Below are 12,563 nucleotides of genomic sequence, written 5' to 3'. Positions count from 1 at the left end.
CATGCTCGGCATCGGCCTCGTCAACATGCTGGTCGCGCTCGATCAAACCGTCGTCAGCACCGCTTTGCCGTCGATCGTCGCCGAACTGCACGGCTTCCGGTTTTACGCGTGGATCGCCAGCGCCTACCTGCTTGCCTCGGTCGTCACCGTGCCCGTGTTCGGCAGGCTCGGCGACTACTTCGGCCGCAAGCGCTTCGTGATCGCAGCGGTCATCGTCTTCACGGTGGCTTCGGTGCTCTGCGGGCTCGCGACCGACATGCGTTTTCTCGCGGCGGCCCGCGCGCTGCAGGGCGTGGGGGGCGGCATGATGGTGGGAACGGCATTCGCCTCGATTCCCGATCTCTTCCCCGACCCGCGCGCACGCGTGCGCTGGCAGGTCGTGATGGCCGCGGCCTATGGCATCGGGACGGCCGCCGGCCCGTCGCTGGGCGGCTGGCTCAGCGAGCATTTCGGCTGGCGCTCGACGTTTCTCGTCAATTTGCCGGTCGGCGGCCTTGCGCTGTATTTCATCTGGGCGCATCTGCCGCGCTACCAGCCAGCGCGCACCGGTGAGGTGCGCATCGACTGGACGGGCGCCATGCTCGTGGCGCTTGTACTAGGCGGCTTCCAGACGCTCATCGAGGCGGTGCCGAAGGACGGTCTCACGGCCGGCAACGCCATGCTCGGCATGGCCGTGCTCGCCGCCGCGGCAGCGCTGCTAGCCTGCGAGCGCCGCGCGACGCATCCGATCCTCCCGCTCGACCTCTTTCGCGATCCGCAACTCGTCACGCTGTTCACGCTCTCGACGCTTTCCGGCTTCGTGATGTTCTCGCTGATCTTCTTCGCGCCGCTCCTGCTGCAGGGCGGCTTCGGACTGTCACCCCAGGAGGCGGGCCTGCTCGCCACGCCGATCGCCGCGTGCATCGCGCTAGGCAGCCTCATCAACACACGCATCGTGATCCGGCTGCGCAAGCCCACGACGATTCTCACGGTCGGCTTCTGCCTGCTGGCCGGGGCTTGCGCGAGCCTCGCCTTCGCTTCCCGCCATACGGCGCACCTGTGGCTCGAGCTGGAGATGTCAGCGGTGGGTATCGGACTCGGCTTCATCCTGAACAACCTGAATATCTTCGGGCAGGAGATCGCCGGTCGCGAGCGCTTTGGCATTACGACCGCCTTGCTGCAATCCACGCGCATGGTCGGCGGCATGCTCGGCACCAGCATCGTGGCGACCATCGTCAACCATCGCTTCGCGGCAGGCGTGGGCGACGCGCTGGCGGCGCTCGGCGCGCCTTTGCAGCAGCGCTTGCAGCCGCAACTCGCTGATCCGCGCGTGCTGATCGATCCCGCGCTGCGCGATGGCCTCGTCGCCCAGCTCAGGACGGGCGGGCTCGACGGTGCCTCGCTGATCGATGCGGTGCGCCACATCCTGGTGGACGCGATTCACCTGGGGATCGGACTGACGGGGCTAGCCGCGCTCGCGGCGGCGCTGTGCGTGGCGCGGATTTCCCACATCCGCTTTACGCGCAGCACCTCGGCGGCGAGAAGGAGCGGCGAACCGATGGCCGAAGAGGTCAAGGTCGACTGATGGGCTCCGCTCGCCCACGAGCGCGAGCGAGAATTTGTCAGACAAGAAGCCCTCCTGCCGCAGCTGGGCGCAAGCGGCCGGCAGCGCACCGTTGCTGCTCTCCCGATAGCCCTCAGGCGGCGTGCGCCAACGCCCCGAACAGCGCGTGGTGCGTCTGCTCGCTCATCGCGATTTCCAGTGCGACGGCATTTTCCACGCCGATGCGCATGGGGGCGCCAAGCCGCGTCAGTTCAATGCCCGTCCGTCGCAGCAGGCGCTCCATAGGCGTCGTGGTCACCGTCACATAGCTGTTGATGCCCGTACGGTCGGCGAACGAAACGACCGCGCGCATGGCGCTCAGGGTCACGTCGGCAAAACCGAACGCCTGTTCGTTGTCCGACTCGATGGCAAAGCGGCTCAATTCCCAGATGCCACGGCCCGCGGGCGCGGTGTTGCCTTGCAGCAATTGCGGGAAGGTGTCGCGCAACATGTTCGGGCCTTCGGTGGGCATCAGCCGCCAGCAGCCGCGCACCTTGCCGAGGGTGTCCTGAATCAGCATGTAATGGGGCCCGAGCGCGTCATAACCATCGATTTCCATGCCCGCGATGGTGGGAATATCCCACCCCATGCGGTCGCGGAATACCCGAGCGCGTAGCCGGTACATCTCGTTGATGTCCTCGTTGTCGAAGTCCTGTCTGGGTCCGATCCGTATCGCAGCTTGCATGACAACTCTCCCGATTTGTGTGGAAGCGCGGCAGTACGGTTCGAAAGCTATGCGTTATGAATATAAAAAAACACCTATCTAGATAGGTAGGTGCGGAGATAGGGCCACTTAAGGAGAATCACTTCGGCGGTAGTCACTCATCAGGCATATCTGACAGCGAGAGTCATCATGGAACTTATGGAAAATCAATGGCACTCGGGTGCGAGTACCATTTCGTCTTCCGGAGATCTGTCTTCGGTCGTCGACCGCGTCCTGATCATTGCGTATCGGAAGAAGAAGAAGGAGAGCCAGCGCCGCTTCTGGGCGCGCTTTGGCGTCACGCAGTCGCGCGGCAGCCGGTTCGAGTCGGGCGCGGAGATTCCGCCGCCGGTGTCGATCCTGCTCGGGCTGTATTTCAACAAGACGATTTCGGACGGCGATCTCGGCCGCGCCGAGCGCGTGCTGCGCCGTCCCGATGCACCGATGGTGCTTAGCCCGGGTCAATAAGACCCATTTGAGTCGCGATCACGGCTGCCGCACGTCGTGAGTTCACGCCGAACTTGCCGCGAATATTCTTCATGTGGAAGTTCACGACGGCTTCAGAGCAATTCAGGATGTGAGAAATTTCCCAAGTGGACTTGCCCAGCGCAGTCCACTTGAGGCATTCCTTTTCCCGTGGCGTGAGCTTGGGGATCAACGACTGGACATGGTCGTTCAGATGCCGCTGGCTCGTGTCGAGCACGAGATCGCGCAGCAGAACGAGGTTCGGCAGCGCGCGGTTCACGTCGTCCCAGAACCCATCCGTCGGGTTCGCGTCATTGACGAAGCAGAGCATGCCGATTTCCTGCCGTGGGCCGTGAATCGGCAGGGTGATGCCTGCGCGCAGCCCATACGAGCGGGCTTCCTCATACATCGATTGCTGCTGCTCGGTCGCGAAGAGATCGGGCGACCAGATCAGTGGTGACGAGCGCGTCGTGCAATGCGAAACGGTAGGGTCGAAGTAGGCCATGCCGTGGTCGTTGTACGTCTGCCGCCACGCGGCCGAATAGTTCGTGCGGATGAACGCGTCCTCGAGCCTCATGCCCGGGCGCGGCAGGATAGCCAGCATGACCTGGCTGAATCCCCACGAACTGGCGAGCTTCGCCACCGCGTCGAACCACGCTGCCTCTTCGGGCGCGTCGAGCACAGGTGACATCTGCTCTATGAAATGTAGAGGCACGTTCAACACTCTCCATCAGCGCAGGGCGAGATCGCGGGCCAGGGCCGGTGACCGACGCTCCTCGCTTCTTATGATGTAACAATTTATCACTAATTCCTCGGATGATCGTCCCCCGTCTGCAATCCGGCCGGATTGTGGGGTCATTCTTGTCAGATTTCAGTGACACAGGGGAGAGGCACAAGCGCTCCCGCCCGCCGAGGAGGCAGTCATCGAATGGGAATAAAGCCGTGCCTCGTTTGAAAATCGGAAATAAACTGCATGCTGCCTGGATAATGGACTCGATTATGTGAATTGAGATTTTATCCGCGCTTTTTATTTCGATTTTCAACTGCACAGGACCGAATACGCTTGATTACGTCAGGGCCGCGCCTTGTGGCGGGTTGTCGGGCGGGTGCCTTTGTGAAGCCGGACCGCCGCCGCGCGAGCGGCGGTCAGCGGTTCAGGCCTTGCGATGCAATTCGATGAGGCGGGTCGGCCGCAGATGGTTGAGCGCGATGTGAATGCGCCCCGGGGTGCGGCGCACGTTGGGCTCACGCGGGTCGGAGAGCTCAGCGTCGACGTCGTAGAAGGACAATTCGGGCTCGCTCATGCCCTTGTCGATGGCCTCGTAGCCGGATTGCAGCGCGAACGGAAGCCGGTGCCCGTCCTTGCGGCTGTCGAAACCCGCGAGGCCGTCTTCTGCCTCCGGGACGCTGTTGACGAGCGTGGCGTTGGACGTCGTGTCCTCGTCGGGGCCGATGTGGCCCTCGCCGGCGAGGCGCGCGGCCTCGCGGTTCTTGCCGTCGGTGTCGACCGAACTATCGTGCGTGCGCTCGTTGTGGAGTTCGGCGCTGCGCGGGCGCGATTGCGACGCGCTCACATCGCCCCCCCGGGTTTCTGGCTTGGCGTCGGGACGATTCATGATGCTCACTCCTTGGAAGTTCTCGGTGCAGATGCTCGACAGACGATTCAGCAAGCACTGTTCCGCTGCAGGGCAGCGACCCTTGAATCGGGGTGAAAAGCAAGCCGGTTCGCCAGGAGAACGCCTCCAGCGAATCTGAATTTTTTCGTTGAATGGGTCTTTTTCCGAGGAGTATGATCCTCTTTCAACGAGTAGGCGCGCTTTCGATTAATGGGCCGGGAGAGGGCTCATGCTGTGGCTTTGCCGCACGATCCTGAACGCACGCGCCACAAAAAATGGACGAGGCAGTCAGGGCGGGTGACACACATGCACTTCGACGCTGCATTTACGCATCGCGGCTATTTGCTGAATTGCGCTCCGGCGCGTGCGGGCGACGGCTCGTATCAACCGTATGTGGTGATTTCGCGATCCAGCGACGGCGAACTCGTTGCCAATCGTTTTTTTCCTGCCGACCTCCGGTTTGCCGACGAAGCGGCCGCCATCGCCCATGCGCGCGACTGGGCCGTTCGGTGGATCGATGCGAGCACGGTCACGCTTTGACCCGCTTGCGGCGCTGGCCGCCGCGGGCGCTTCGGCGCGCTCCCGTAAAACGCGGTAATCTCTGGGGTCGATACATCCCCCGCGGACCGTGCGTCTGCTGCGCATCACCATGTCCAATGCTGCTTCCCCCGACTGGGGTCTCGAACAGATCGTCGCCGATCTGCGTGCGTCGCGTGAAGAGCGTCATCGCACGCGCCATCCGCTCGGCATCCGCGAATTGCCTTCGCGCGATGCGGTGATCAACATCGTCGCCGGCCTGCGCGCCGCGCTCTTTCCCACGCATTACGGCGCCCCCGACCTGACCGACGAGAGCATCGACTACTACGTCGGCCATACGCTCGACAGCACTCTGCGCCTGCTCGCCGAACAGATTCGGCGAGCGTTGCGTTTCCTGCCGGAGAGCGCGCAGGCGAGCGACGACGCGTTGCGCGCGCGCGCATTCGAAGTGGCGCGCGAGTTCGGGCGGCAATTGCCCGGCATTCGGGCGCTGCTCGTGAGCGACATCCAGGCCGCGTTTACGGGCGATCCCGCCGCACAGCACATCACCGAGATATTGCTTTGCTACCCGGGCGTGTGGGCTATGACGCACCACCGGCTCGCGCACGCGCTGCACCGCCTCGGCGTCCCGTTGCTCGCGCGCTTCATCAACGAAATTGCGCATTCGGCTACGGGTATCGACATCCATCCTGGCGCGCAGATCGGCTCGAGCTTCTTCATCGATCACGGTACCGGCGTCGTGATCGGCGAGACGGCGATCATCGGCGAGCGCGTGCGTGTGTATCAGGCCGTGACGCTCGGTGCGAAGAGCTTCGCGGCCGATCTCGACGGCACGCTCGTGAAGGGCAACGCGCGCCATCCCATCGTCGAGGACGACGTCGTGATCTACGCGGGCGCGACGATTCTCGGACGTGTGACGATCGGGCGCGGCTCGGTGATCGGCGGGAACGTGTGGCTCACGCATAGCGTGCCGCCGGGCAGCAGCGTGCGCCAGGGCAAGATCCGCGAGATCGAGCGCGGCGACGAAGGCCCGATGAAGTAGAGCGGGGAACGATGACGAACGGGACTGCAGTCCCGTTCGTTGCCTGCGGTTTCGGCTCAGGTATTGGCGACGCTCATCGCGGCCGGATTGCCGACGATGGAGAGAAACTCGCGGCGTGTGGAGGGATCAGTGCGGAAGGTGCCCAGCATGCGCGACGTGACCATCTCCACGCCGGCCTTGTGCACGCCGCGCGTGGACATGCACTGATGTGCCGCTTCGAGTATCACGCCCACGCCCTTCGGTTGCAGGACGTCATTGAGCGTGTCGGCGATCTGTGCGGTCATCTTCTCCTGGATCTGCAGGCGCTTCGCGAAGGCGTCGACGAGGCGCGCGAGCTTCGAGATGCCCACGACGCGATGCTCGGGCAGATACGCCACGTGAGCGCGCCCAATGATGGGCACCATGTGATGCTCGCAGTAGCTCTCGAAGCGGATATCCTTCAGCACGATCATTTCGTCGTAACCGTCCACCTCCGAGAAGGTACGCGAAAGGATGTCACGCGGATCGACCGCATAGCCCGCAAAGAATTCCTCATAGGCGCGAGTGACGCGCGCCGGTGTATCAATGAGCCCTTCGCGGGAGGGATCGTCTCCGGCCCAGCGCAACAGCACACGCACTGCGTCCTCGGCTTCAGCGCGTGACGGCCGCGCAAGCGTTGCGCTCGTTGTGCTCTTGCTTTGCTTCGCTTTACCGGCTTTTTTTTCTTCGCTCATGCATGGGCTCCTGTCATGTGGAGGGACGCCGCTTTGGCGTGCACCACGAGCGCACATTGTTTCATGTTTTGCAGGGCTTCGTGCGAGCCGGATGCGCGAGACGCGCGCGATCGTCCGGGTTACCTGGGCCACTCGTCCATGGCGTCGTTGAACAGTTCCGCGACCACGCCGCGCAACCATTCGCCGCGCGGCGCGTTGTGAAATTTGCGATGCCAGTGCTGCTTGAGGTCGAAGCGCGGCAGCGGCAGCGGCGGTTCCACTAGCGTCACCGATGCATGTTCGGACACATAGGCGAAGCCGATTGCATGCGGCACGGTCGCAATGAGATCGGAGCGCGTGAGAATGAACGGCAGGCTCATGAAGTGAGGCGTTTCGAGCACGGCGCGGCGGCGCATGCGCCTCTTCTCCAGATACTGTTCCAGCACTTCCTGGCTGCGCCCTTCGGCGCGTACGACGGCGTGGCCCGTGGCAAGAAACTGCTCGATCGTCATGCCTTTGCCGGCGAGCGGATGCCCACTGCGCATCATGCAGATGAAGCGGTGTGTGAAGAGACGCTGCTGGAAGAAGTTGTTGCCGCCCAAATCGGGAAAATAGCCGACCGCGAGATCGATGTCGCCCGATTCGAGACCGCGTTCCACCTGGCTTGGCGGCAGGGAGACCGAGCGCAGGTTCGCTTTGGGCGCTCGCTCGCCGAATACCTGCAAGAGGCGCGGCAGGAAGACGATCTCGCCCACGTCGGAAAGCGCGATGGAAAACGTATGCGTGCTCGTGGCGGGATCGAAGTCTTGCGCCTGCAGCATACCTTTCTCGATGCGCACCAACGCGTCGCGCGCGGCGGGAATCAGCCCGAGCGCGCGCGGCGTGGGCTCCATGCCACGCGAGGTGCGCACGAAAAGCGGGTCGCCGAAGTATTCGCGCAGCTTGCCGAGCGCCGTGCTCACGCGCGGCTGGCTCACGCCGAGGCGCTCGGCGGCGCGGCTCACATTGCGTGCCTCGTCCATGGCCACGAGAAAGGGGATGAGGTTGAGATCGAGGTCTTGCATGAAGCAGCGGGTGGCGAGAGCGCACTATGTCGAAATCGGATAAAGGCTAGCCGATGAATCGGCGTTCCGGATATTCGGGTATGCCCACAGGCGAGCGTCGTCGGCTTTCTCCCCTCAGAGCGGCAGAAAAGTGCATCTGCGCGCTTGGCATGACGCGCCCGCCCAACATGCAATGGACTGCCGGTTTGGGTAGACACGCCTTGACAAGTGCTTGAATCCGCTCCGATAATGCGCTGGACGTTCGCTAAACGAATCAGTGTTCGTATATAGAACTTTTCGCGATCGAGTGACGTGGACTTTCCGCGATGCGGATCGCTTTCAGGAACAGGCATGATCAACAAGATTTTCGACTCGCTTCAAGCCGCCGTTGCCGACGTCCATGACGGCGCCACGGTGATGATCGGCGGCTTCGGCACGGCCGGCATGCCCGCCGAACTGATCGACGCGCTCATCGAGCAGGGCGCGCGCGATCTCACGATCGTCAATAACAACGCGGGCAACGGCGACATGGGCCTTGCCGCGTTGCTCAAGGCGAAACGTGTGCGCAAGATCATCTGCTCGTTCCCGCGTCAAACCGATTCGTATGTGTTCGACGAGCTCTATCGCGCCGGCGAAATCGAGCTCGAACTCGTGCCGCAGGGCAATCTGGCCGAGCGCATCCGCGCCGCGGGCGCCGGGATCGGCGGCTTCTTCACGCCCACGGGCTACGGCACCAGGCTGGCCGAAGGCAAGGAAACGCGCCTGATCGATGGCCGGCACTACGTGCTCGAAGCACCGCTGCACGCCGACTTCGCACTTATCAAGGCGTATAAGGGCGATCGCTGGGGCAACCTCGTGTACCGCAAGACGGCGCGCAACTTCGGCCCCATCATGGCGAGCGCGGCGAAGGTCGCGATTGCTCAGGTTTCCGAGGTCGTCGAACTGGGCCAGCTCGATCCGGAAAACATCGTGACCCCCGGCATTTTCGTGCAGCGTGTCGTGGAAGTGCCGCAAGCGGCGCATCGAGCGCATGGGCAGCAAGGCGGCCAGGCTGCCTGAAGGAACGGAGAGAGGCAATGAAACGACTGAATCGCGACGAAATGGCCAAGCGCGTGGCCGCGGACATTCCCGAAGGCGCGTATGTGAATCTCGGCATCGGCGTGCCCACGCTGGTCGCCAATCACCTCGACCCGAGCAAGGAAATTTTCCTGCACAGCGAGAACGGTCTGCTAGGCATGGGCCCGGCGCCCGCGCCCGGCGAGGAAGACGATGAACTCATCAACGCGGGCAAGCAGCACGTCACGCTGCTCACCGGCGGCGCCTACTTCCACCATGCCGATTCGTTCGCGATGATGCGCGGCGGCCACCTCGACTACTGCGTGCTCGGCGCGTTCCAGGTGTCGGTGAAGGGCGACCTCGCGAACTGGCACACCGGCGCGCCCGATGCGATTCCGGCCGTGGGCGGCGCAATGGACCTCGCGCTCGGCGCGAAGCAGGTGTTCGTGATGATGGAACTGCTCACGAAGCAGGGCGAAAGCAAGCTCGTGAGCGAGTGCTCGTACCCGGTCACGGGCGTGGCTTGCGTGGGCCGCATCTATACGGACCTGGCCGCGTTCGACGTCACGCCCGAAGGGCTGGCCGTGCGCGAGATCTATTCGGACATCGATTTCGACGCCCTCCAGAAGCTCGCCGGCGTGCCGCTGATCGACTCGACGCAAAACCGCCGCGCGGCGTAAACTGTCTGCTTGCATCGATCGACGTGCGCATCTTTTGCACGCAGTGGCGCGGCAACCGGGGGTATTCGCCGCCGGTTGCCGCGCCCGCTTCGTTCCTTCGATCCGTGATCCCTTCTGAACGCCGTTCTTCTTCGCGCCACATTCCATGATTGAACGCCTCACGAGCCTGATCTGCGGGACCGAGCCGATGAATGCGGTCTGGTCTGCGGACGCCACGCTGCAACGCATGCTCGATGTCGAGGCGGCGCTCGCGCGCGCCTGCGCCGCGCATGGCGTGATTCCGCAGTCGGCCGTGGCCGCGATCGTCGAGGCTTGCGCGGCGGATCAGCTTGACGCGCCCGCGCTCGCACGCGACGCCGCATTGGGCGGCAATCTGGCGATCCCGCTCGTCAAGCAGCTCACGGCACGCGTGAAGGCTGCCGACCCGGAAGCCGCCAAGTACGTTCACTGGGGCGCCACGAGCCAGGACATCATCGATACGGCCACGGTGCTGCAGTTGCGCGATGCGCTCGTCCTTATCGAACGCAGCATCGATTCGCTCAGTGCGGCGCTGGCAGACCTCGCGCGCAAGCATCGCTCGACACCCGCGGTGGGGCGCACGTGGCTGCAACAGGCGTTGCCCATCACGCTCGGCCTGAAGTTCGCGCAGTGGCTCGACGCCATGCTGCGCCATCGCGAACGGCTCGCGGCGCTGCGCGAGCGCGCGCTCGTGCTGCAGTTCGGCGGCGCGGCCGGCACGCTCGCCAGCCTGCGCGACGCCGCGCCGAAGGTGAGCGCCGCACTCGCGCAGGAGCTTGGTCTCGCGTCGCCCGCGTTGCCGTGGCATACGCAGCGCGACCGCATTGCCGAGGCCGCTTCATTCTTCGGCATGCTCATCGGCACGCTAGGCAAGATCGCACGCGACATTTCGCTGCAGATGCAGACTGAAATCGGCGAGCTGGCCGAGCCGGCGGCAGCAGGCAAGGGCGGTTCCTCGACCATGCCGCACAAGCGCAATCCCGTGGGTTGCGCAGCCGTCCTGACGGCTGCCACGCGCGCGCCGGGCCTCGTCGCGACGGTGTTCGCGGGCATGGTTCAGGAGCATGAGCGCGCGCTCGGCGGCTGGCAAGCCGAGTGGGATGCGCTGCCCGATCTCGCGCGCCTCGCCGGCGGGGCGCTCGCGCAGATCGAACAGATCGCGGCGGGACTCGAAGTTCGGCCCGAGCGGCTGGCGGCGAATCTCGACACCACCCACGGCCTGATTCTCGGTGAGGCGGTGATGCTTGCGCTAGGCGACCGGATCGGCCGCCTCGACGCGCATCATCTCGTCGAGCACGCATCGAAATCAGCGGTACAAAGCGGTCGCACGCTCTACGAAGTCCTTGCGGCCGATCCCGCTGTCACCCGTCATCTGGACGAAGCGCGCCTGAAGGCGCTGCTCGATCCGGCCAACTACGTGGGCGAAGCGCTGGCTTTCGTCGACGCCGTGCTGGCGTCGTACGAGAGGCGCGAAAAATTGCGCGCGTCCCATTGATCATTACAGAAGACACACGAGGAGTAACACGCATGCCTTACGCAGCCGTCAACGACACGCACCTGTTCTACCGCATCGACGGTACGGCGAACCGCACGGCGCCGTGGGTGGTCCTGTCGAATTCGCTCGGTAGCGACGTGTCGATGTGGACGCCGCAGCTCGCCGAATTCACGAAACACTTCCGCGTGCTGCGCTACGACACGCGCGGCCACGGCCACTCGGCGGCGCCGCAGGGCCCGTACACGATCGAGCAACTGACCGGCGACGTGATCGGTCTGCTGGACCAGCTCCACATCGAGCGCGCGCATTTCGTCGGGGTTTCGATGGGGGGGCTGACCGGCGTCGGCCTCGGCGCCCGTTACGCCGACCGCATCGATCGTCTCGTGCTGTGCAATACGGCCGCGAAGATCGGCTCGCCCGAAGTCTGGGTGCCGCGTGCGGCGAAGGCCCGCAGCGAAGGCATGGTCGCGCTCGCCGACGCGGTGCTGCCGCGCTGGTACACGCCTGAATTCGCCGCGAACCATGCGCTCGTCATGTCGCAGGTGCGCGACGTGTTCGTGCATACCGACAACGAGGGCTACGCTTCGAACTGCGACGCGATCAACGCCACCGACCTGCGCGGCGAAGCCGGCTCGATCAAGGCGCGCACGCTCGTAATCTCGGGCACGCACGATGTGGCAGCCACGCCCGCGCAAGGGCGCGAACTGGCCGCGTCGGTGCCGGGCGCGCGCTATGTCGAACTGAACGCCGCGCACATTTCGAATGTCGAGAGGGCGGACGAATACAACAAGATCGTGACCGATTTCCTGCTGGAGGCGTGATGAACGACGAGGAGCGCTACGAAGCAGGCATGCAGGTGCGCCGCGCGGTGCTGGGCGACGCGCACGTCGATCGCTCGATCGCCAATCGCACGGAAGTGACCGCGGAATTCCAGAATTTCATCACACGCTATGCATGGGGCGAGATCTGGACGCGCGAAGGTCTGCCGCGCCACACGCGCAGCCTGCTGACGATCGCGATGATGGTCGCGCTCAATCGCAGCGAGGAACTCGCGCTGCATCTGCGCGCGGCGCGCAACAACGGCGTTACGCGCGACGAGATCAAGGAAGTGCTGCTGCAGACCGCGATCTATTGCGGCGTGCCGGCGGCGAACTCGGCGTTTCATCTCGCCGACCGGATTTTCCGCGAGCAGGACGGCGAGCAGCAGTCCTGATTCTGTGATGAATAGGCGCGGGGCCGGCGCCCCGCGTTCAGTCGAACACCGGCGGCGCAACATCGTTCTGCAGTACAGATTAATTATGTGATCACGAACCACGCGATGCGCGGCGCCTGACGTGGCAAGCGCGGTTTGCGCTAGAGATTCCTACTCTTCAGGCTGCACGTCGGCCACGTAGCGGCGCAGGAAGGCGAGCAGCGCGGCTTCCTCGGCGCGGCTCGCGGCATCGCTGGCCGAGCCCGCGTCGCGCTCTTCGCCGAACATCGCCGCGGGTGCGGCGATCGTATCGACCACACGGCCGCCGCGAAAGACGCGGATCTGATGGGTCGCTTCCAGATACTCGGCGATCCAGTGGACGCCCTCGATATGCGTGCCGGTGCGGACTGGCATCTTCATGAGATTCCCTCCTGGCGCAGCG

General features: G+C 64.3%; 15 protein-coding genes. 9 read left to right on the top strand and 6 right to left on the bottom strand.

Going from position 1 to position 12,563, the window contains the following annotated elements; translation table 11 throughout:
• The first annotated feature begins 1 nt into the window (after position 1).
• Complete coding sequence (locus VSR34_RS06155; protein WP_342962120.1) at positions 2 to 1,564, top strand: MFS transporter; 1,563 nt, start codon at positions 2 to 4, stop codon at positions 1,562 to 1,564.
• Positions 1,565 to 1,676: 112 nt separating this feature from the next.
• Here VSR34_RS06155 and VSR34_RS06150 read toward each other — a convergent pair whose 3' ends face one another.
• Positions 1,677 to 2,267, bottom strand: coding sequence for an acyl-homoserine-lactone synthase (locus VSR34_RS06150; protein ID WP_028214273.1), 591 nt, complete (start codon positions 2,265 to 2,267; stop codon positions 1,677 to 1,679).
• Between the two features lie 177 nt (positions 2,268 to 2,444).
• On the opposite strand from VSR34_RS06150, the gene VSR34_RS06145 reads away from it, so the two are divergent.
• Positions 2,445 to 2,753: a helix-turn-helix transcriptional regulator gene (locus VSR34_RS06145; RefSeq protein ID WP_238328076.1), complete on the top strand. Its 309-nt coding sequence runs from the start codon at positions 2,445 to 2,447 to the stop codon at positions 2,751 to 2,753.
• On the opposite strand, the gene VSR34_RS06140 is transcribed toward VSR34_RS06145, so the two are convergent.
• Together VSR34_RS06140 and VSR34_RS06135 are read right to left on the bottom strand one after the other, a co-directional pair.
• Positions 2,737 to 3,441: a LuxR family transcriptional regulator gene (locus tag VSR34_RS06140; RefSeq protein ID WP_028214275.1), complete on the bottom strand. Its 705-nt coding sequence runs from the start codon at positions 3,439 to 3,441 to the stop codon at positions 2,737 to 2,739. The genes VSR34_RS06145 and VSR34_RS06140 overlap by 17 nt on opposite strands.
• A gap of 463 nt (positions 3,442 to 3,904) precedes the next feature.
• Positions 3,905 to 4,366 (bottom strand): DUF3005 domain-containing protein, encoded by a 462-nt coding sequence (locus VSR34_RS06135; protein WP_342962103.1) that lies wholly within the window; start codon positions 4,364 to 4,366, stop codon positions 3,905 to 3,907.
• A gap of 306 nt (positions 4,367 to 4,672) precedes the next feature.
• Here VSR34_RS06135 and VSR34_RS06130 point away from each other — a divergent pair, with 306 nt between their 5' ends.
• Together VSR34_RS06130 and epsC are read left to right on the top strand one after the other, a co-directional pair.
• Entirely contained in the window at positions 4,673 to 4,906 is a 234-nt protein-coding gene (locus VSR34_RS06130; RefSeq protein WP_028214277.1) for a hypothetical protein, read from the top strand.
• A gap of 109 nt (positions 4,907 to 5,015) precedes the next feature.
• A complete protein-coding gene (gene epsC, locus VSR34_RS06125) occupies positions 5,016 to 5,945 on the top strand; it encodes a serine O-acetyltransferase EpsC (RefSeq protein ID WP_028214278.1) in 930 nt (309 codons plus the stop codon).
• 56 nt (positions 5,946 to 6,001) lie between these two features.
• Here epsC and folE read toward each other — a convergent pair whose 3' ends face one another.
• Positions 6,002 to 6,658: a GTP cyclohydrolase I FolE gene (gene folE / locus VSR34_RS06120; RefSeq protein ID WP_028214279.1), complete on the bottom strand. Its 657-nt coding sequence runs from the start codon at positions 6,656 to 6,658 to the stop codon at positions 6,002 to 6,004.
• Positions 6,659 to 6,777: 119 nt separating this feature from the next.
• Positions 6,778 to 7,701 (bottom strand): LysR family transcriptional regulator, encoded by a 924-nt coding sequence (locus VSR34_RS06115; RefSeq protein ID WP_028214280.1) that lies wholly within the window; start codon positions 7,699 to 7,701, stop codon positions 6,778 to 6,780.
• Between the two features lie 330 nt (positions 7,702 to 8,031).
• Here VSR34_RS06115 and VSR34_RS06110 point away from each other — a divergent pair, with 330 nt between their 5' ends.
• The 5 genes from VSR34_RS06110 (at position 8,032) to pcaC (ending at position 12,142) form a co-directional block, all read left to right on the top strand.
• Entirely contained in the window at positions 8,032 to 8,739 is a 708-nt protein-coding gene (locus tag VSR34_RS06110) for a 3-oxoacid CoA-transferase subunit A (protein WP_028231941.1), read from the top strand.
• Positions 8,740 to 8,756: 17 nt separating this feature from the next.
• Positions 8,757 to 9,416 (top strand): 3-oxoacid CoA-transferase subunit B, encoded by a 660-nt coding sequence (locus VSR34_RS06105; RefSeq protein ID WP_342962102.1) that lies wholly within the window; start codon positions 8,757 to 8,759, stop codon positions 9,414 to 9,416.
• Positions 9,417 to 9,561: 145 nt separating this feature from the next.
• Entirely contained in the window at positions 9,562 to 10,929 is a 1,368-nt protein-coding gene (locus tag VSR34_RS06100; RefSeq protein WP_028231940.1) for a 3-carboxy-cis,cis-muconate cycloisomerase, read from the top strand.
• A gap of 32 nt (positions 10,930 to 10,961) precedes the next feature.
• Complete coding sequence (gene pcaD, locus VSR34_RS06095) at positions 10,962 to 11,750, top strand: 3-oxoadipate enol-lactonase (RefSeq protein WP_342962101.1); 789 nt, start codon at positions 10,962 to 10,964, stop codon at positions 11,748 to 11,750.
• The gene (gene pcaC / locus VSR34_RS06090) at positions 11,750 to 12,142 is read left to right on the top strand and encodes a 4-carboxymuconolactone decarboxylase (protein ID WP_028231939.1); all 393 of its coding nucleotides are present in this window, start codon (positions 11,750 to 11,752) and stop codon (positions 12,140 to 12,142) included. The genes pcaD and pcaC overlap by 1 nt, the downstream gene beginning before the upstream one ends.
• 150 nt (positions 12,143 to 12,292) lie before the next feature.
• On the opposite strand, the gene VSR34_RS06085 is transcribed toward pcaC, so the two are convergent.
• Positions 12,293 to 12,541, bottom strand: a complete 249-nt coding sequence (locus VSR34_RS06085; RefSeq protein ID WP_028214286.1) for a hypothetical protein — start codon at positions 12,539 to 12,541, stop codon at positions 12,293 to 12,295.
• Between the last annotated feature and the right edge of the window lie 22 nt (positions 12,542 to 12,563).

The sequence above is a fragment of the Paraburkholderia sp. JHI2823 genome, from assembly GCF_038900695.1.
GTDB classification, from domain to species: Bacteria; Pseudomonadota; Gammaproteobacteria; order Burkholderiales; family Burkholderiaceae; genus Paraburkholderia; species Paraburkholderia mimosarum.
Note: the sequence above shows the minus strand (reverse complement) of the source record. Positions and strands in the feature narration are given on the sequence as shown.